The sequence below is a fragment of the Cellvibrio sp. UBA7661 genome (assembly GCA_002483365.1).
In the GTDB taxonomy this organism is placed as follows: Bacteria; Pseudomonadota; Gammaproteobacteria; order Pseudomonadales; family Cellvibrionaceae; genus Cellvibrio.
In genome coordinates this window covers 212,781-232,909 of the sequence record DLHT01000015.1, presented here as the reverse complement: position 1 = coordinate 232,909, position 20,129 = coordinate 212,781, and the positions used below count along the sequence as shown (strand labels likewise).

The following is a 20,129-nucleotide window of genomic DNA, read 5'->3' as shown; positions in this document are numbered from 1 at the left end:
ACTAAAAAAATTGGGCATCAACATAACCATGCTTAGCGGTGACAAAAGTTCTGTGGTGCAATTTGTCGCACAAAAATTAGGCATCATTAATGCCTTTGGTGATTTGCTGCCAGAAGATAAAGTTAATAAAGTAAAAGAAATCAAAGCGCGCAATGAAACCGTTGCGTTCGTAGGTGATGGTGTTAATGATGCACCGGTCGTTGCCCTGAGCGATGTCGGTATCGCGATGGGTGGCCTTGGCAGCGATGCAACAATCGAAACAGCCGATGTTGTTATTCAAGATGATAAACCCAGCAAAATTCCCACTGCCATCGCCATCGGTAAACAAACCAAACGCATTGTGTGGCAAAACATTTCCCTCGCGTTCGGTGTAAAAGCCATCGTATTAATACTGGGGGCTGGAGGCTTAGCCACAATGTGGGAAGCGGTCTTTGCGGACGTAGGGGTGGCGCTACTTGCGATATTGAACGCGGTGCGAATACAGAGGATGAAGTTTTAAAAATAGCGAGTGGTGCATCGTACTAAACGTTGTGACCGAATCCTCACTAAAACGCTGGAATTGATTACCCTGTGTTATTTAATCCACGCACATTTGACACATGGAAATAAACGATGCAACACATTCGTGAAAAACTGGAAAATCAGCAGGTCACAATTTACTTTGTTGCGATCATCGTTGCCGCAGTAATTGCATTAATGGTGCCGGGCATGAGCGTGCTGGAGCGCGCAATCAATCCCGCTCTTGCGTTAATGTTATTTGTCACTTTTCTTCAGGTGCCTGTGGCCGATTTAGGTCGCGCCTTCACTCGAATTCGCTTCCTGAGCGCATTGCTGATCACTAATTTTATTACTGTTCCATTACTCGTTGCGTGCTTAATCCAGTTTTTACCCGATGACCCTATGATTAGATTGGGTGTCCTGTTTGTATTGCTCACTCCCTGCATCGACTACGTTGTCACCTTCTCACATTTGGGGCGTGCTGACGCCCGGTTATTGTTGGCAGCAACTCCGGCACTACTCATTGCTCAAATGCTTTTATTGCCCGCTTATCTCAAGATATTTTTGGGAGAGGCTGCGGCAAATCTCGTGCAAATCGGCCCATTTGTGCACGCTTTCATCTGGTTAATTGCAGTTCCACTCGCATTAGCAGCGCTAGTGCAATTATGGGCCGCACGAAACCCTGTTGGAGAAGGCGTTTCCAATGCACTCGGCTTACTACCCGTGCCAGCAACCGCGCTGGTGTTATTTATTGTTATCGCGGCCTTAATACCTCAACTTGAAACCGCTATCGGTGCAACATTAAAAGTTATACCTGTGTACGTAGCATTCGCGGTAATTGCTCCGCTACTCGGATGGATTGTTGCTCGCCTGTTGCGACTTGAAGCAGCTGCTGGCAGAGCTGTCGCATTCAGCGCGGGTACGCGTAATTCACTGGTCATATTGCCGTTGGCGTTGGCCGTACCGGGCGCTATTCCCGTATTGCCCGCCATTATCGTGACACAAACAATGGTGGAACTTTTAAGCGAGTTAATTTATATCCATCTAATCCCCAAACTTGGAGTCAACAATAAAAGTGAATAATCAAAAGAGTCTTCTTAAACGCATCGCTAGTATTGGCGCAATATGGTTTCTGTTTACAGGCTCCGCGTTTGCGCAAACTGCCACGTCGGGAGATGTAAAACAGCTATGGCAACTGCTTGATTATGTCGCGGTCGATTACAGTGGAGCTGTCGCCGAGGGGGCCATCATTAGCGAGGCGGAATACGCTGAGATGCTGGATTTCACGGAGAATGCAGGCACGTTATTACAATCTCTTCCCGAGCATGAATCCAAACCAATTATTGCCGAAAAGATTGCCGAGTTGCGCGCAGCTGTCCTGCGTAAAGAGGCAAGCATCGAAGTTTCCCGGCTTGCACATCAGGCAAATGCATCCCTGATAACTGCTTACCCGTTTCCCGTAGCTCCAGAAACTATTCCCAACCTTGCTCGCGGACAGACTCTTTATGCAGCGCAATGTGCTACATGCCATGGCGCGAACGGCAACGGTGATGGCCCGCTCGCTGAAGACCTAGAACCCAAACCGATTGCATTTACGGATGTAGAACGTGCACGCACGCGAAGCTTGATGGCTTTATATCAGGTGATTTCCCAAGGCGTGGAAGGTACATCAATGGTAAGTTTTAAAGCTCTACCTGAAGAAGATCGATGGGCGCTCGCATTTTATATCGGTACGCTTTCCTTCAATGAATCCATGCGCGAACAAGGTAAGCAGCTTTGGAACGATGATGGACAGATAAAGGGCCGCCTTGCGGATCTGACCATGCTGACTACAGTTACCGAAGTGGCACTGGCCGAAACAATCCCAGAAAATAAGGCTCGCTCTGTCACTGCCTACTTACGAAGTCACCCAAATGTTGTAGAAACAAATAAACCTGTTGGTTTGGCGTTATCCCGATTACGTCTTGCGGAAAGCCTGACTGCCGCGCGAGCCGGAGACCGGAATCTCGCGACACGTTTGAGCCTGTCTGCATACCTGGATGGATTCGAGCCGCTTGAGCCGATAGTAAATACCCGCAACGGATCTTTGTTGATTGCCGTGGAAACCGCGATGCTCACCTATCGCTCGGCAGTCGCAAAAGGAACCATTGAGCAAGCGGAGGCTGCGGCAGCTCAATTGGAACAACTTTTTGTGCAAGTTGATGAGCTGATGCAAGAAGCTAAAGCTGATCCTACAACAACGTTTGTTGGGGCGCTGACGATTCTTTTACGCGAAGGTATCGAAGCGTTGCTGATTGTTATCGGCATGATTACATTCTTGAAAAAGACGGACAGACCTGAAGTGCTCCGCCATGTCCACAGAGGATGGATAAGCGCTTTGCTTGCTGGCGTGCTGACGTGGGTCGTGGCAACTTATCTCATCGGCATTAGCGGTGCTAACCGTGAGGTGACTGAGGGGCTTGGATCTGTACTCGCAGCAGTCGTTCTGCTTAGCGTTGGGCTGTGGATGCACCAGAAAAGTAGCGCTGGCAAATGGCAAGATTATTTGAAAGAAAAATTATCTCTAGCAGTGTCGCAACGTTCGGCGTGGGCATTGTTTGCGCTGGCTTTTATCGCGGTGTATCGAGAGGTTTTTGAAACTGTTTTGTTTTATTCCGCACTGGCAGCGGATGGTAATAGCGGCGCATTGATAGCAGGTTTTTTCACAGCCTTATTATTATTGGTAGTAATTGCGTGGGTATTGCTGCGCACAAGTGCGCGTATGCCGCTGGGGACATTCTTCTCTGTCACATCCATATTAGTGGTAGTGCTTGCAGTAGTGTTAATTGGCAAGGGCGTGTCAGCTTTGCAAGAGGCCGGATGGATAGGCGTGACTCTCATTAACATCCCGCGCGTGGAATGGCTCGGACTTTATCCAACACTAGAGACATTTATCCCGCAAATAATCGTAGCCTTTGTCGCAGCAGGTGGCTTCGGTTGGAGCTCGTTTAAAACTCGTAACAAAACGATCAAAAATTAAAAATAATTAATTTAATCTGGGAATGGGATTGCGCTTTCTGCCAGTCTTTATAGGCTATGTGATCCCCACCGCAGATAAAAAGCAAATACATGCTGCAACACACCAAATTAGGGGGATTAGAACCAATACGTAGCAACATTAAAAAGAATTAATAGAATATTGGATAGCACAGCTCGACCTAAAGGTATAGGAGGAATATTACATTCTATCCTTATCGAAAAGATCATAGTTTGATGTCAATTAGCAGTGAATAAAATACCATGTTTCATTTGAACCAAGGACCGCTTTGGGCACAATTAAGACCTTCGCCGAGTTAAGCCTATAGATGCTATGGCGTCAATTACGCTTTATAACAAACCAAGCTTTTGCCACTAATTATTCCAGTTTCAGAGCCAGGCAAACCGTTCTAAAAAAGTTGAAGTCACTTACGGTTGTATATGCTTCAGTGCTATACCGGACTGTGCCAGTAAGTTGGTACTAAACCATAGTGGAAATTATCTATTTTTCTCAAATAAGTTGGTTGTAATGATCGGAGGAATTAATTGGATTAATCAGTCGGGCAGTATTAATATAAAAAAATATTTATTTTCGATTTTGGTTGTTAATCCAGGCTAAATCTATACGATTTGCCTGCTTTTTTAACCATCGATACTTTTACTCTACCGTCAAAGTTAATGCCAGCAAACTATCTTAGTTAACAATAGGTTACCCTCTTGAAACTAGGGAGACACTTTTATTAACTCCCCATTTTCTACGGGCCGGATCGTTTCAATTTTGGGGGAATCTTATAGTGCGGTATGCCGACTTAACCTACGAGCATTTTGTTGTATCCATAGAGTGGGTTGCGAAGATGAGCCAACCCTCAATGTGGAATCTTACTGATTCGGAGGTTACAACCTTGCTGGGATTAGGCAATGTGGAAACCTACATGGAACTTCAATTGAGAGCGACAAACAAGCAACTTTTCAGTCTGCCAAACGAAGTGGTTGAGCGAATTAGTCTATTGTTAAGTATTTGGAAAGATTTACAGTTATTAGCTCCTTGCGACAGACAGGATTTAGCATGCGATTTTTTTAGTAAACCTAATTCATCTCCAATGTTTAGTGGAAAATCTATAAAAAAGTATTTACTGGATATCAACCACATTGATGCATTTTACGCTGTTAAGCGCTACTTAATAGCATCTGGTTTTTAGGTGACTAAGCCGTCAATTAGTGCTTAATCTTAAAGTGTGAAAGGCTCCTCGAAAGGTTGTTTTCGTGTTAATGCAATTCCATTAGTCAATGAAAAAATTGCCAATAATATTCCCGATGAAGAACTTGTAGATGCTTGAAAGGTGGTCTGTTTTTACTCAAAAAAGCGAGCAATTAATATGAGTGAGATGAAAATAAAATCTCCTGGTTGGTCCCGCAACTTGCTTGAAGGCCTGCCGTATCTGTCTATTCGTAGAAGTGAAAATCTGCTTTTCGTGGCGGGGATAGTTGGACATTACCCCAACGGAGCGCAAGAGCCAGATTTCGAGCGCCAAGTGGAGTTGGCTTATGAAAATCTCAGGGAGCAATTAGCGGCAGAAAAATGTACATTTAAAGATGTTATTGATATTACTGTTTTTGTTACAGACGCCTTGCGCCAAATGATGATCGCTATGAAGATACAGCAGAAGTTATTTGGCCAACGCGTAGTCCCAAACTGGTCATCGTATAGTGTGTCTTGTATCGAGGGTCTTGGTTTTGATTTTGAGATAAAAGCTATCGCTCGAATTCCAGAGTGATGAGCATAGATTGTTGCTGCTAGCCATGAGGGAATGCTCGGATGTAAGTAGAAGGACAAATCCCCCATCTTTAAGCTACTGGCATTTATCCTTCATTTATCAATAATTTCCTGTAGGTCTGGCGAGTGGGGGTTCATGAAGATTCGCAAACTGCTCACGCAACTCAAGTATGTGTTCCGCCCAGTAGCGTTCGGTATTAAACCAAGGAAACGCCGAGGGGAATGCAGGGTCAGCCCAACGCTTTGCAATCCAAGCTGCGTAATTCATCATGCGAAGTGTTCTGAGGGGCTCTATCAGCACCAGTTCTGAGTCATCAAAGTCATGAAACATCTCGTAGCCTTCTAGCAATGAATCGAGTTGATTGGTTTGATCTTGGCGATCACCACTCAATAGCATCCATAAATCTTGCACAGCAGGTCCCATCCGGCAATCATCAAAGTCAACAAATATGCCTCGATCATCCCGCCAGAGTATGTTTCCTGGATGGCAATCAGCGTGAATTCGAATAGACTTGAATTCGCATTCACTGAATCGTTGATCTATTATTTTAATAATATCTATAGAAAGCGATTCGTAAGCTTGGCGAAGACTTTGTGGAATAAATTCATTGCTAAGCAAAAATTCCCGACTCTCAATACCATAGCTCTGAATATCGAGTTGGGGGCGATGGTTGAATGCCTTTATTGATCCAATCGCGTGTAATCTACCGAGAGAGCGACCAAGTAATTCTATTGTTTCCAAATTATCTAGTTCGGGAGCATGGCCTCCAATTCTAGGGAAAAGCGCGAATGTAAACTCTCCATCTTGATGTGCACTCACTCCGTTTGTTTGTAGCGGTGCAACTATCGGCCACTCGGCTGCTGCGAGTTCGTTACAAAAGTTGTGCTCATCTGTTATCTGATCGAATGACCATCGAGATGGTCTGTAGAATTTTGCAATAATAGGGGCGGAGTCAACAATTCCGATTTGAAATACACGGTTTTCATAAGAATTTAATGCGTTTAACCGACCATCGCATTGATATCCCAAGTTCTCTATTGCGTCGAGTACTCGTTCGGGTGAAAGGGAGCTGTAGGGATGGTCTGACATAAATTGAACTCATTAGTAAGGAATATCTGTGCTGTTCGGATCTACTTGGATATCTGACACTGCGCCAAATTGTGGAACCTCTCCGCCTAGCTTGCGAATTTCTTTTGCCATAGCTGCATTAAGATACAGTAGGGACATATAACGGCTACGGGCAATATCAAGATCGCGTTTGAGTAGTTCTATTTCAGCAGTTTGATTCGGGTTGTTCCGGACGCGTTTCTTTTCTATGGGGCGAGGTTGCTCGCCTGCTGCATCGATCTCTGCAATCAGCCTCTCAAAGCCTGGTCGACTACGAATGGAGCCGCGCTTTCGTCCTGCTTCGAGCGCCACTTGATCTTTGTTTATTGGCGACGATTTGGGGACATTTATAGGGGTGTTTTGCTTAAGGCGTTCAAGCGCAGCAAAATATTCCTTAACCGTATCGCTCATTTTCATACCTCTTCAACCAATGGTTGCAAATAAGTGTGAGTCACGAAGTCAATCTCTTTAGCAATCATTTTGTAGAGGCGGCTCTCGGGCGCAAGAACCTCCATATCAAAGCGAAGGCTTTCAATGTAAGTTTCCAATTTCTCCTGTTTTAAAATTGCGTCCTTGCAACCCTTGGTGCAGGGCAGGATCAGATCGACTGCGAAATGGGGACAACTGGTTTTGAGAACACACCCCCCCACTGGGGTCTCTCTGTAACTGAGTCGTCCTTGCTTCACTGCCTTTTCAGTTAGCTCGCGGCTCTCAAACATCTTAGGCAGAGTATCATTGTCTTTCGCACGTTGAATTTCCATACCGATAGCACCGTTGAGACGGCTTTCGGATTTAATGACCTGCTCGTGAAAGCGTACGCTTGTATTGAAAGCGACCGCATCTCGGAAAGATGTTAAAACGCTGCCGTTATCAATTGGTCTTCCGTTTTCATCAATTAGAAAATTTTGGGCGTAGCTGGAGTTCTCAGAGTAAAGTGCTGTCATCACTTCGGACAAGTGCTTAAACTGCGTTTTGAGTGTTGGCAGAGATACCATGCCCGAGCGACTCGCATAGACTGCCACGGAGCGTCGAAACTGATGTGACGAAAGTGGCCAGATTTTTCCCGCCGCGAAGTTGGTGTCCTCATCCCATGTTCGAAACGCATCAAATGTTTGCAGTTCCTCAAGATCCTCTTCTTCAATCACTAATTCAAGTAATTCGCAGACTTCTCGCCAGGATGATGATTGGAATGGAGCGGTCGCTATCGGTAACTCGTAGTGATGATGAGCGTCGGAATTGTTGATACCGTCTCCGATGAATAAAGGGATGTTGGTTGGCATTGCATCTGTAGCATGATTTCTGCGGAACCATTTGAGGCGAGCAAGTTGTTGCGCGATGCTGACAGCATACAAACCGTCCTCGGACGTCGCCCATACGAGAGGGCGACTGTAGTTCCCACTTTTCGAAAACTTTTGAAGATGGGACACAAGCACAGGCAAATCCCCAAATCCCTTGGCGGTCGAATTGACAATGGGTTCAAAGGGCATCACCTGAACTTCGGATGTTCGCATCCCAGAGTAGGCATGGATAAGAAATATACACAGGATTTGCAAGTGTGTGGTGTGTAAATCAATTGATCTGAAGTGGGTCAGCCCTGCTTGTTCGAAATAAGTGGTTAAGCCAAATTGTTCAAGTGTTTTGGATCTGCTAGTGCAATGTTTTTTTGCTTCGCTCCAATTAGGGAAGGACTTTTCAGGATAGAGTGCCGTGATACGCTTAACATTGTTTCCGTAGTCTGCGGAATTGTTCGCGTACAGTCTTGGATCGACATTCACTGCCTTAAGGAAGTCCTCAAGGCCGAGCAGATAGGGCTCAACGGCAATCAGATGTTTCTTTGAGCCGATTATGATCTCAGTGAAAATGCGCGTGGGTATCAGCGGATACTGTTCACGACAATCTTGTGACGCACGGTAGTGCTTTTGGAGAAGCAATAACACTTCGTACAAATCATCCTCTGGTACGAGTCGAGGTACTTCATAATCGATCGTAGGGGCTTCATTCCAGAAGGCAGAGTCTTTCAGGAGTGCCAACAATATGTAATGAAAGGAAAATCCTTGAGCCGCATGTACTATTGAACTGCGCAATGCCACCTGAAACCGTGCCTCATTTTGAGCTTGAGCGAGCGGTATATTCAACGAATGGGCCATTTTGGCAAGTGCTCGCAAAACACTCATCACTTGATGCAAGTACCTCACTCCTCGCGAGCGTCCCGCATTAGCCGTAGTTTCGAACATGCAAAGAAAGAAGAGCGTCTTTATCTCATGTGTGATGTTGTATGCCAGCTCATCCATTGAGCCACGCGTCTTGGTATCCCACCAAGTATGAAAATTGTAAGTGCTCGTCGCACCGTAAATGCGACAGTCCCACGTAGAATCTCTAAACCGGCTAATCACATTTCCCTTTTTATCGCGAGAAATAACATACTCTGGGTCAACACCGAGTTGTGTTAGTCGCTCGGTCGAGTCAGGAGCGCGGAGTGGATTGAGATGCTCAATCTGAAGTTGAAAAGCCATCTTAGATGCCCTCCATTTCAAGTAAAGCGTTGATCTTGGCGTTCCAGTATAGGTCTCGCTCACCTCCTTCAAACCGGATCAGCGCGTCTTGCATGCGCTCGGAAATTTCTCCGTTCAAGTTTGAAATCTCCTCTGTTATTTGTTGGATGCGGTTAAGGTACGGGGCGAACTTTCGAAAATGATCATCAATATTAATGGAGCTGAGACGACTTTGAATTTCTACCCAAAGTTTGATGGTTAGTAGGCGCACTAGGTCTTCGACATTGGAATGCAGCCCGAAATAAATGCAAAATATGCAGGTAACAGGCGCGCTACAACGCGGCACAATACCAAGCTCCTCATAACCCTCGATCAACTTCGGTTCTGCCTCATGAGCGTCACAAGTACCTGAGTGTATTCGGTCACCACTTTCGATAATTCGCACGGGTCTAATACTCTTATGCCGCAGTTCCGCAGCCTTTGCTTGGGCTTCGAAGTAGTCGCCCATAACTTTTGCAGCTTCTTCGCGATTTTTGAATGCATAGTGCCGTTCAATTGTTTGTGGGGTGGCAGATTGCATCCCCGCAACCAACTGAATATTGCCGCCTGAGTCTTCCAAAAGATTCACAGTTCTGTGCTTGCGCGCAGGCCGCGTCGCAAGCGTGGGAGCGTTTTTAGGCCAAAGTGGCAGCTGAGTAATAGAGGCGCATGATAGTAGTGTGTAAGGGGCGCTGGTATTATTTCTTCCTAATAGAAAGAGCCCCTGTGTGGGGGCCGTTTCCAGCTGCTGAGCCATCCAGGTCCGTAGCCTAAGATATTGTTTCCAAGTAGTTTGCGCGAAACGAATATCAATAAGCTGTTCCTGTTCCTCGTAATTTGCCCTTCCTTTAATGGCTCGGGTTGACGCTAGTCCAAGTGCTCTATCAAGTCTTACGTTTTGGCAGTTAATATTGGCCAGGTGTGTCGTATTACCTCCTGCTTCCGAGAGTAACAGGTAACCAAAATGGCGGGTCGCATGGTTCGCCAGTTCGCGGAGGGCGCCAGAAGAAAAATGGAGATTGTTGTTCCTGATCCTGACGAATGAGGAATCGTGTGGCGGAGTGATCCCGTGCTCTGCCAAAATCGCACGGAATGCTTTGAACTTTCCTTCAAAAACTCCTTCGCGTCGGTAGAAAAAAGGCATCCAACCGTTATTGCCATAATGAGTGTTGCATTCGGCCCATCCACGGGCGTTGTTAGCGTGTTTGTGGTAATAAATCAGATCCTCAAAGCCAAGGTCAGCTAATTCGACCACTACCGGAGGGGTAGTATTATTGAGAACCGCTTGACTAAACGCATTAAAAAAACGGATGTGTAGAGCATAAGCTAAGGAATGGTCGTCGGCAGTTGTAGCCGGTGTAGGTAATTCATTCGCCCCATTTTTCTTTTGAGGGATGCGAATTGCCCAGCTTAGAACCACGTCAGTACTAAGTTCAGATGCTAGTCCACATACAACAGCCATTCCTAATTGCAGTCTTTGTGCTGATGCATAACCAATCGATTGGGGCGTATCACCGACATTAGATAGGCGCAGGCGGTGGCGCAGATGATCTGTATAGTCACGGTAGATTTTGCGAGCTCCCTCAAGGGTATGCAACTCTGCCGAGCGAGCTTCCATGTCTATCCAATTGATTGCACACTCAATAAGGTTAAAATGGGGAATGCCTGAATGTCCCTCTAACAATCCTTTAATAATTGGCTGAATCATTGCGACTCGTTTAACACATAGACTGGACAGTTTGACTTTGTCTCGCTCATTGCGCGATGTAATGGATGGATCAAGAGAGCGGCGCTCTAAATAACAAAGGCGGTAGATCCGTATAAAGCGGCGTGGGCCAGATAAAGCTTCCAAGACTGTCAATTCAGGTTGGAACTCCGGTGCCGTATCATAAGCGTTAATGGGAAATATTTGGAGATCAGGTAAGGTGTAGCTTTCTTCGCTGACTATCAAGGGCGAAACCCCGCGATAGCGCGATTTAATCGGCTGTGATGGTGAGCGATAGCTGTCCTAACCATCTCATTACTTTGATCAAAATTCAGGTAACTTTGGGTTGTATTGAAGCTCGAATGTCCCATGCGCTGTTTAAGCTCCTCGCGGATATCTTTAGCCCCAGAAGCATCGGCATCTCGGACAAAGTTCATACCAAATGTCGCCCGTAAGTCATGGAAACGAAAGAGATTGAAGTCAGGGTGTTTCAAGCGGATATCGCGTATTAGGCGGCTCAAGTAGTTGCGCACTGCATTGCCTTCTTGGAGCGTGAATGACACTCGATCCTTGGCGGAAATTCGCTTGCTGAACTTTCCCTCTTGACGATCAATTATCTCGGAGGTGCTCGTGTAGTATGGTGATCCATTTGATGTGAGAAAGACGTAGTTTTCATCGCTGTCACCATAAAAGCTAAGTGAGCGGCGTTGCTGGTACTCCTCTGATTTCAAGTAGTCATACAGCATGCCAACCAATTCGATAGGAATGTGTAGCCTATATCGCTTCTGGTTTTTGGTGTCTACTCCCGTACCTTGTCCGATGGGCAATAACACTTCTCCGTTCTTCGAGCGCTTCTTTAGAAGATTGTAAATGTCCTTCACTCTGAGGGTGCAGACGGTTTGGATGCGGGCGCCAGTGTAAAGAGTCAGCAGGCACATCATCTGGAAGGTTCGATTACCGCTTACCCGCAGCTGTTCCAGTATCACCAGCTGCTCATCCTCAGTTAGAGGTCTGAGGGTCCCGCCATCTTTGATCACGCCCAAACGTTGACGCTCCGGCTTGGGGATTTTAAAGTTTGTGGTCTCGACAGTTTTCATGATCCGAATACCCACCGAATTCACAATGGGTATTCCGATAATCGTGCTTTTGTAAGCAACATTTTCGATTGCAGATTCCTTAATCAAATCCCATTTCAAAAGCCCACGATAAAAGCCAATCACAGCCTGCATACGAGCCCTGGCTACGCTTAACGAAATGGGTTGCTCATCCTTCTGCCGTAGGAGTCTTTTTAGATATCGGTAGTACGCCCAAGTGACGCGCTTCTCTTCCTCCCTAGGAAAATACAGTTCATGAATATCGTTCCCTTCCGCACGCAGGTGCTCGATCCACCGCAAATACATGACTAGATGTTTCGCGGTTGAGATAAGCGTAGCTATAACTGGGGGGGCAAGCTTCGCCATTTCTGTGAACTTACCCATCAGGTACAAATTCCCTAAGTCCCACGGGGTGCCGTCGCCACGAATTAGGACTGGAAAGTTACGAATCACACCGTCTTCAATCGGTGACAACTGAAGGGACAGGTCGGTGTATTTCAATCTTGAAAAGTGCGCCACTCTTTGATTGTTCTGCTGGTCGAAGGCAATTTGTGCAGGGACAAAAACATCGATGTAGGAAAGTCGCGCCGTTGAATTTAGCGCCTGTTTAGATTTTTTATCTTCTCGCATTTGTGATCTCCTGCAACAGCCCTGTACATACATTCAATCACGTTAGGGTATTCATGTCTACATGTGCACGTTAAGGGTATCGTAACTATTGAGTGCGAGGATGCGGGCATCACTCAGCAGGCCGGTGCTCTCGATTGCATCAAGTACCAGATCCGGTGTGAGTTGTTCATAAGGGTGTGTCATAAATTGGGGTTCGCAATAGCAGCCAGTGAGGCGATGGGGGCTGAGTGTACCTGTCGACGCCCGATTGCGCCTTAGTAAACACTTTTTCGCGCAAATCGCTGCATAAATTTTGAAGGATTCGGTTAAAAATGCTACAAGTTAATATTCAGGCTGGTCGCTCGGTAACTTCCTAAAAGACGGAATCCTTATGATAAAAATCGCGTTTTACAACCTCAAAGGTGGTGTAGGTAAAACTACGACGGCAGTCAACATGGCCTATATGGCCGCGGCCGCGAAGAAAAACGTCATTCTCTGGGACTTAGACCCGCAAGCGGCAGCCAGCTGGTTTTGCCAACAGGAGCCGGAGACCGCCAAGGCGATCAAGCTGTTTAGCAAAGGCAAATCGATTGGCGAGATGGAGCTGTACAGCCCTTATCCGCGCCTGATGTTAATTCCTGCTGATCTGAGTTTGCGCAGTTTGGACAGCGAATTCGATGAGCTCAGCAAAGACAAAAAATTCCTCAAGCAACTGCTTAAACCCCTGAGCGATAAAGCCGACATTCTGATTTTTGACTGCCCGCCGACACTCTCGCCCAGCGTGGAGCAGCTGTTGATGGAGGTGGATATTTTGCTGATCCCGATGATCCCCAGCCCTTTGTCCATCCGCGCAATGGAGCAGGTGGTGGAGTTTTTAAAAGGCAAAAAGTCGGCCCCCGAGCGCATCGTCGGCTTTTTCAATCAGGTGGATATGCGCCGCAGCTTGCACCGCGAGGCGATTGAAAACAGCAAGAAAATGCCGGTGCCCATGCTCAAGACGTACATCCCCAATGATGCCGCCGTGGAGCAAATGGGGCTGCGCCGTGCGCCCCTGACCAGCTACAATCAGCGCAGCCGCGCGGCACTGGCGTATCTTGATATGTGGAAAGAAGTGGCGCGCCTGCTAAAAGCGGCGGCGAAAGAGAACGACTAAGTCGCCACCGCTCCCTTTGTCGACCTCAATCCATCGCACCAGAACTCCTTAGTAGAGTTATTTAAGAGTTATTTACAATGTCTGTATCGATCCGTTTATTGGCGCGCACCTGTGCCATCGCAGGTGTGCTCACCATGGTTGGCTGTTCTACCCAACCACAAGCTCCACAGCGCCCCGCGCCGGTTATTGAAAAACCCGCCGTCACCAAGCCCGCTGAACCTGTCGTTGTGCAGCCCCAGCCCGGTGTAGTGCCAACGCCAGCGACACCGCCAGTACAAGCCCTGAACCCGGCAGCGTTGAGCCTGGCCAGACAGGCGCACAGCCAATATCTGCAACAGGATTATCAAGGTGCAATTGCGACTGCCGAGCGTGGCCTGCGTATCGAGCGCCGCGCAGCAGATTTGTATTTGGTGCTTGCCCAAGCCTACGCCCAATTAGGCCTGTCGCAGAAGGCAGATATGTTTGCCCAACAAGGGTTGCGCTTTGCGCCCCAAGGCTCGGAAGTAGCTGAGAAGTTGTTGCGGGTGCGTGAGTTTGTGGGCAACTAGCCCTGATGGATTTTCTGTAATAAACAATGCGATAAAGAATGCGGTAAACAAAAAGGGCGCAATCATTGCGCCCTTGTCTCCAACCTAAACATAATCAAATTCTAAAACTCGCGATGCGCCTGCTCAGCCTGCTTGGCTTTTTTCAATTGCTGCTTTTCTTTCGCGGTATGTTTTGCAGGTTTCTTACTTTCTTTACGTTTATCTTGCGATTTGCTCATCGTGCTCACCTCCTGTTTATCACTATCGGTAACGCTCTTTAAGCTTAGGCGGTGTAGTGGTATTTACCAGCGCAAACAGGATTAAAAAAATTATCGTCTGACTGCGGCCACACAATTCAACAGTTTAGGGGCAGATAAACAAGCGCCATCTGTGCAAAGGACGTTTTACCGCATTGCTTGGTGAATATTTCACAGCCGTATTCGATGGTTCTGGATATGCTGGCTCTGCGTGACAAAACATTCATTCAGTTTTATTTAAAAGGAAATTTAAAATGAAAGCACATCATGGTTTTACTCGTTCACTCGCTATTGCCCGTTCATTCATTGCCGTTTCTGCAGCACTGGTCTCTATCGCTGCTACAGCAGGGGATTTCCCGCTGCGCGCTGATGACATCAACCTCAACTATCGCTACACCACCAATACCCATTGGTCTGGCGGCTCGCAGGCTCATGCGTTGGATATAGTTGCCCGTCGCCATATTGGCAGCGGTAAATGGTCGCAGCTAAAGACGGATTCATCCGCTACCAATCTCAACTCCAGCTACATAATCTACGGTGCAAAAATTCGCGCAATGGATGATGGTGTCGTCGTAAATTGCTGGCGCAACGCACCGGAAAACACCCCTGGTTCCAATCACAGCAAAGTCACCGACGGTTATATCTCTTACGCCGGTAACTATTTGTATGTGCTGCAAGATGACGGCAACTACGCCCTCTATGCGCACGCACAACCGGGCACCATTCCAAGTAACCTCTGCCCCAAGACGGCAACCTACAGTTCAACCGCCAAGCCGGGTTATGTACTGAATGCCGACGGCGCAGTGAGCGGCGGTGCGCGTATAACCAAAGGCCAATTTTTGGGTAACGTGGGTAACGTAGGAAATTCATCCGGCCCGCACCTGCATGTGCATGTACAAACGCCGGGCGGTAGCGCAGTGAAGTTGAAATTCGACCACGGCCAAACCACATCTTTTGCCAATCAAACTGCATCGGTCAATGCGACGTGGAATCTGTTGAGTGGCAATGCATTACCAACCGGCGAGGTCATGGTGTGGGCACCGCATTCCGTAGGTAACTGGACAGTGAACAACATTCCCGCTGCGCGTATGCAATCCTGGTTCAACCACTTTGCTGATTCAGGCGAAATGCCAAATACCTACGCCTGCACCGACAGCGGCCAGATTTACAACACTGGCTGGGTTCCATCGCAAGGTGCATGGGTTGCCTACCACGGCATGAACCTGACTACCTTCAACAGCAAGCAAGCGACTTTATCCAGCCAAGGTTTCTACCTGCACGGTTGGTGGTATTGCGGTTCTGTGTACACCGGAATCTGGCGCAAGTAATTTACACATTTAATGTACGAAATAAAAAAGGCAATCGCGTAGTGCGATTGCTTTTTCGTTTTCAAATTTAATCGAGCAAATAAAAATTTTTATGTTAAGAATATTGGAGAGTGACTGCACTATAAGCATCTATAGTTGGCTGTACCTCGGCACCGCTCTTTAGTTGTTTTCGCTGGTAATGTGCGAGCGTTTTGTTCAGGTAGCCAGACGCAAGATTAAATTCATCCTGATTGTGGCATTGCCAAATTGAATGGCCGACGGGACTTATAATTGAAACGCCCTTATTTTTAAGGGGAGATGCCAGGATGATTTCATAATAGCGACGGTTTTCAATCATCAAGCTTTCAGCTTTCAAACCAAGATCGAGCGCAATTAATTGTTGCCTTAACGTGTATTGGTGGTGCACAGGGCACAAGAGAAAATCTATGTCGGCAGCAGCATTGTTTTGTGCAATTGCCTTAACCATCGCACTCATTAAATCACCGCCCACACCCGCAATAATGACTAAATGCTTTCCCTTAAACTCCTGCAATTGCAACTGACATAAATCCATACAATGCACTTGCCATTTCGAATAGGAAAGAGAGTGAAAATTTGCTTCTTCATCAATTGGAAAATAGCGCTGCAGTTTATTTTCCAGCTGATCCATAAGCTCAGGTACAAGATCCACAAAATGCACATAAGGCGCAGCCTTTCTGGCCACCAACTCTGCCCCCAATAAACCATGGTCACAACAACAATCCCAAATATGATCGTATTGTGAACTCACCATGGATTCGATTTGTTGAAGTCTTTTACTGAGTTTCAATTAGTTGGCTCTTACTGTAGGTTGGGCAGTCATGCCCAACATTTTTGGTTATTGAATAGATTTGTTGGGCATTGCTGTCCAACCTACGTGATAAAAGTGGAAACTGATGGCGGGATGCTCTGCTAGCGATCAGAGCTATTTTTGATGCCGTGCTTTTCTAATTTTAACCGCAGTCGCTTGTTATGCCATTTTTATGAATTTGACTAACTGCAACTTAACTATTTTTCAAAATAAAACTTTAGCGCGAGTAGTAAAAATGATAGAACGAATAGCCCAAAAGCTAAACAGTAACTAGATTTACATTGTTTAGCTAAATTTCGTAAATTTTCTTGCTTTATAGATTCTATGTTTTCTTTTAGTAAGCGAAATACGAACGATTGATTATTTACTAATAATAGCAGATTAAGATATTTAAATTCCGAGAGCCATGAGGATTGGCTTATAGTAGTTTTTTTAAGCTCTTCATTGAGCTCGGCAACTTTTGAAAAATAATATAGATAAGCCAAGCCGGACGAAGCAAACCAAACGAAGATAAGAAAAGTTTCCATAGAAAAATTCAACAAATTATTCAATTTCGAATTGCTACGCTTGTTATGCCTATAGATAAGGCAGCAAAACCACTCCACTTAGCAGCATGAAAAGCGAACCAAAAAAGTATAGCCTTGCCAGAACGTATTCTTTAGGGTTTTTGGATTTGCTAAGCATACTAGATATTTCCTCCACTGCTTTAGCTGCGCCAAGCTGAAATAATTTTCTCTCCATAAGCATCATGACAAGATTAATTGCCAAAAACATATAGGCTATTAGAAAGCAAACAATTATCCATATCCTGGCCGTTCCTACATAAGTTACCAAGGCTACTTCTCCATTTTGCATTACGCTGAGCGCAGGGACAGTTTGTAAGTTGTGACTTTGTGGAATACTTTTGCGCAGCAAAACCACAAAACTGCGATTTGTTATAAGCTTTTTTCTTTGCAGTATTCAATTGCCAAGTGCTCTAACCCGCCATTTTCTTCATAAAGAAGATTACAAAACTCTTCATCAAGTGAACCGAATAATTGCTCAGGATCAGCATGGGAGGCCAGCACAGATGCAAGAATACTGTGTCTTAGTTCTCTATTGCGTGGATATTTTGAACCAAAAATCGACATTGCTTTTTCTAAGCTTTGCGCCAGCTCTGGTGCGTTTAAAGCATAAAAAGCTTGCACTGCTTCAGGTGCTAGAACTCCAGTGTCATTAAAAAAGAATTGCTCTAGTCCTCCATTTAAAACTTCTGCTTGACACCACCACGCACAAAATAAATTACGCTCTTTCTCTATACAATTTTCGTAATCAGATAGAAATTTAGATTCACCTTCATAGAAAGAAATCTCTTCGTGTGTTGTGTCACTAAATGGCCAGTATTTTTTCATGCTTTCTCTTATGTCGCCGCGATAAGCGGTGGAATTTAAGTTGTACTTTTTCCATAAAATGGAGCTTAGCGGAATGGCAAAAGTACAACTTAAAGGTCATCCGCTTGATTGCTTGTAGGCATGCGTACTACGCACAAATAATTATTGCAATTATTGCAAATGCTGCAAATAAAATGTGTGCGAGATTTGTATATAACTGCACGCAAAATAAATTTACCAATCGCTTGTCAGCTGTTAAATAGTCTTTAATACCCGCATTGCCGGATTTTTGCATCAGTGTTGATAGAGACCACCAAAATGGTTCTGCTAATTCCTCAGCTAGTTGCTTTGATGTTATTTGCATTGAATCCATTAAGCCTTTCCCTGCGGGAGATGATAATTGAGATTCGATGTCGTTAACTAGATTAATGGCTGATAGCAATGCCATGCCACACATTTTACTAATGACCCCGAATACCAATGACGCCACAAAAAAGAATATGGAATACTTTAGCGATGAAAGTGATATTACAGAGTTAATAGACCCGAGATTACTAATTGTTAAACCTACCAAGGCTGCACAACCGGTAATTGTCCATGTGGTGAATTTTTCCATGCTTTCACTAATTGAAATAGATTGCCGCCAAACCTTTTTTTTAAAGATCTGTTCTGGAGTTATTTCTTTTCCTTCGTCACTCATTTCTCGATTCCCCAGTTCCTAACGCTAAGTGCAGGGGCGGTTTGTAAGTTGGAACTTTGTGGATTACTTTTGCGTAGCAAAACCACAAAGAGCCGACTTACAAACCGTCCAGCCCGCGAAGCGGGCGAACCTGGCACGATTTGTTATGACTGACCTTTTTCTTGCCAGCCGTAAATTATTAAGTGGTTAATAAGCGAGTGAGACTCAGCTTTTCCTTTAAGCTCACTGCTTAGTTCATTCCGCCCCACACAGAAGTCATGAAATGATCATGGGAATTCCCGTGAAGTTCTGCATAGTTCGCTATGGATTCTAACTTTGCAGCAAGCCAGCGCAACTTCTCAGGAGAACCATGAATATAAATTTGCTCGCCTTTTATGTCTTTTTCTACAGTAAGCATTTTGTACTCAATTTGGTCATAACAATGTAATTAGATGGAAAATTTCCGCATTTTGAACCGGAATTTTTCCGTGTAAATTTTTAAAGAATATTTCATAACATATCTTTCAAGACCTCGCCATTACTGGCTTTCAGTCGTGCCATCCTTTTCTGATAAGGGAGCGAAAGGCGGAACATTTCCGCCTTTAAAATTCGTTGGGGTTCGCAAGCTCACCGCCAACCTACGTGTGCTCTCCATCTGCCAGTTGGTGCCATGAGCCAGCGGGTAGAAAAACAGTTGAAGACCATAGCAACATTCCATACCAATTCAAATTACACCGCCTGACACAGCGCATAGCACTGACACGCTCCCTTGCCATTCCGGTAGTGAGTCTGCAATCCAAAAGCCGCAACCCCAAGGGTGGGATGCGGCTTTTTTGGTGCTTACGATGATAGTTAATATGAATCTATTTTTATCTATCGATAAATTTTGCATATCGCCTGTATGGCCATACTCAATTGGCCGGTTGCCGTCTGAGCCCTTACTCTGAGTCCCGTAACGCAATTAACCCACGGGCTTAGCCCATACAGACCCCAAGGGCGTAGCCCGCATAGACTTAGGAGTGTGACTCATGGCAACTATCAATTCAGAAATCAAACCTTTTAGCGCTCAGGCTTACCATCAAGGTAAATTCGTTCCAGTGACTGACGCTGACCTTAAAGGTAAGTGGTCTGTAGTGTTTTTTTACCCAGCGGACTTCACCTTTGTGTGCCCCACTGAATTGGGCGACTTGGCTGATAACTACGCTGAATTCCAAAAAATGGGCGTAGAAATTTATTCGGTATCGACCGATACCCATTTCACCCACAAAGCCTGGCACGACAGTTCTGAAACCATCGGCAAAATCCAATACCCGATGATCGGCGACCCAACCGGCACTATCACCCGCAACTTCGGTGTGATGATTGAAGAAGCTGGTTTGGCAGATCGCGGTACGTTTGTGATCGACCCACAAGGCAAAATCCAAATCATCGAAGTCAACGCTGGCGGTATTGGCCGCGATGCATCTGAACTGTTGCGCAAAGTGAAAGCCGCGCAATACGTTGCTGCGCATCCAGGTGAAGTGTGCCCAGCCAAGTGGAAAGAAGGTGAAGCGACACTGGCTCCATCTCTGGATTTGGTTGGCAAGATCTAATCGTTTGTTACAAAGCTCAAGCAACCGCTAGTCAATCCCTCCCAGTCTCCCTTTCTCAAA

The 20,129-nt window shown here is 45.8% G+C and carries 19 protein-coding genes and 1 pseudogene; 9 read left to right on the top strand and 11 right to left on the bottom strand.

Annotated features, from left to right (window positions below; all coding sequences use genetic code 11):
* The 5 genes from B2739_RS13175 to B2739_RS13155 all read left to right on the top strand — a co-directional run.
* Positions 1 to 499, top strand: a 499-nt coding sequence (locus B2739_RS13175; RefSeq protein WP_331346302.1) for an HAD-IC family P-type ATPase, incomplete at its 5' end; no start/stop codon positions are given.
* A 113-nt stretch (positions 500 to 612) separates the two neighbouring features.
* A complete protein-coding gene (locus B2739_RS13170; protein ID WP_011919289.1) occupies positions 613 to 1,581 on the top strand; it encodes an arsenic resistance protein in 969 nt (322 codons plus the stop codon).
* Complete coding sequence (locus B2739_RS13165; RefSeq protein WP_331346301.1) at positions 1,574 to 3,517, top strand: cytochrome c/FTR1 family iron permease; 1,944 nt, start codon at positions 1,574 to 1,576, stop codon at positions 3,515 to 3,517. Before B2739_RS13170 ends, B2739_RS13165 begins: the two co-directional genes overlap by 8 nt.
* Before the next feature lie 850 nt (positions 3,518 to 4,367).
* On the top strand, positions 4,368 to 4,712 hold the full coding sequence (locus tag B2739_RS13160) for a hypothetical protein (RefSeq protein ID WP_331346300.1): 345 nt from the start codon (positions 4,368 to 4,370) through the stop codon (positions 4,710 to 4,712).
* A gap of 177 nt (positions 4,713 to 4,889) precedes the next feature.
* Positions 4,890 to 5,288: a Rid family hydrolase gene (locus B2739_RS13155; RefSeq protein WP_331346299.1), complete on the top strand. Its 399-nt coding sequence runs from the start codon at positions 4,890 to 4,892 to the stop codon at positions 5,286 to 5,288.
* Between the two features lie 99 nt (positions 5,289 to 5,387).
* Here the strand turns inward: B2739_RS13155 and B2739_RS13150 are convergent, their stop codons facing one another.
* The 6 genes and pseudogenes from B2739_RS13150 to B2739_RS13125 all read right to left on the bottom strand — a co-directional run.
* On the bottom strand, positions 5,388 to 6,377 hold the full coding sequence (locus tag B2739_RS13150) for a serine/threonine protein kinase (protein ID WP_331346298.1): 990 nt from the start codon (positions 6,375 to 6,377) through the stop codon (positions 5,388 to 5,390).
* A gap of 12 nt (positions 6,378 to 6,389) precedes the next feature.
* Positions 6,390 to 6,806: a hypothetical protein gene (locus B2739_RS13145; RefSeq protein WP_331346297.1), complete on the bottom strand. Its 417-nt coding sequence runs from the start codon at positions 6,804 to 6,806 to the stop codon at positions 6,390 to 6,392.
* A 2-nt stretch (positions 6,807 to 6,808) separates the two neighbouring features.
* Complete coding sequence (locus tag B2739_RS13140) at positions 6,809 to 8,908, bottom strand: hypothetical protein (RefSeq protein ID WP_331346296.1); 2,100 nt, start codon at positions 8,906 to 8,908, stop codon at positions 6,809 to 6,811.
* Position 8,909: 1 nt separating this feature from the next.
* Positions 8,910 to 10,877: a hypothetical protein gene (locus tag B2739_RS13135; RefSeq protein ID WP_331346295.1), complete on the bottom strand. Its 1,968-nt coding sequence runs from the start codon at positions 10,875 to 10,877 to the stop codon at positions 8,910 to 8,912.
* A complete protein-coding gene (locus tag B2739_RS13130; RefSeq protein ID WP_331346294.1) occupies positions 10,874 to 12,355 on the bottom strand; it encodes a site-specific integrase in 1,482 nt (493 codons plus the stop codon). Before B2739_RS13130 ends, B2739_RS13135 begins: the two co-directional genes overlap by 4 nt.
* A gap of 78 nt (positions 12,356 to 12,433) precedes the next feature.
* A pseudogene (locus B2739_RS13125) lies at positions 12,434 to 12,538 on the bottom strand (stress response kinase A); the annotation flags it as partial.
* A 187-nt stretch (positions 12,539 to 12,725) separates the two neighbouring features.
* Between B2739_RS13125 and B2739_RS13120 the strand changes: the two are divergent.
* The 3 genes from B2739_RS13120 (at position 12,726) to B2739_RS13110 (ending at position 15,599) form a co-directional block, all read left to right on the top strand.
* On the top strand, positions 12,726 to 13,487 hold the full coding sequence (locus B2739_RS13120) for a ParA family protein (RefSeq protein WP_331346293.1): 762 nt from the start codon (positions 12,726 to 12,728) through the stop codon (positions 13,485 to 13,487).
* A gap of 77 nt (positions 13,488 to 13,564) precedes the next feature.
* Positions 13,565 to 14,035, top strand: coding sequence for a hypothetical protein (locus B2739_RS13115; protein ID WP_331346292.1), 471 nt, complete (start codon positions 13,565 to 13,567; stop codon positions 14,033 to 14,035).
* A gap of 490 nt (positions 14,036 to 14,525) precedes the next feature.
* A complete protein-coding gene (locus tag B2739_RS13110) occupies positions 14,526 to 15,599 on the top strand; it encodes a hypothetical protein (protein ID WP_331346291.1) in 1,074 nt (357 codons plus the stop codon).
* A gap of 94 nt (positions 15,600 to 15,693) precedes the next feature.
* Here the strand turns inward: B2739_RS13110 and B2739_RS13105 are convergent, their stop codons facing one another.
* The 5 genes from B2739_RS13105 to B2739_RS13085 all read right to left on the bottom strand — a co-directional run bounded on the left by B2739_RS13105 (position 15,694) and on the right by B2739_RS13085 (position 18,895).
* Positions 15,694 to 16,407, bottom strand: a complete 714-nt coding sequence (locus B2739_RS13105; RefSeq protein ID WP_331346290.1) for a tRNA (adenine(22)-N(1))-methyltransferase — start codon at positions 16,405 to 16,407, stop codon at positions 15,694 to 15,696.
* A 597-nt stretch (positions 16,408 to 17,004) separates the two neighbouring features.
* Positions 17,005 to 17,343, bottom strand: a complete 339-nt coding sequence (locus tag B2739_RS13100; protein WP_331346289.1) for a hypothetical protein — start codon at positions 17,341 to 17,343, stop codon at positions 17,005 to 17,007.
* A 20-nt stretch (positions 17,344 to 17,363) separates the two neighbouring features.
* The gene (locus tag B2739_RS13095; RefSeq protein WP_331346288.1) at positions 17,364 to 17,819 is read right to left on the bottom strand and encodes a DMP19 family protein; all 456 of its coding nucleotides are present in this window, start codon (positions 17,817 to 17,819) and stop codon (positions 17,364 to 17,366) included.
* Positions 17,820 to 17,946: 127 nt separating this feature from the next.
* Entirely contained in the window at positions 17,947 to 18,498 is a 552-nt protein-coding gene (locus B2739_RS13090) for a hypothetical protein (protein WP_331346287.1), read from the bottom strand.
* 229 nt (positions 18,499 to 18,727) lie between these two features.
* Positions 18,728 to 18,895: an Imm32 family immunity protein gene (locus B2739_RS13085; protein WP_331346286.1), complete on the bottom strand. Its 168-nt coding sequence runs from the start codon at positions 18,893 to 18,895 to the stop codon at positions 18,728 to 18,730.
* A 610-nt stretch (positions 18,896 to 19,505) separates the two neighbouring features.
* On the opposite strand from B2739_RS13085, the gene ahpC reads away from it, so the two are divergent.
* Positions 19,506 to 20,069, top strand: coding sequence for an alkyl hydroperoxide reductase subunit C (ahpC, locus tag B2739_RS13080; protein ID WP_331346285.1), 564 nt, complete (start codon positions 19,506 to 19,508; stop codon positions 20,067 to 20,069).
* Positions 20,070 to 20,129 lie beyond the last annotated feature (60 nt).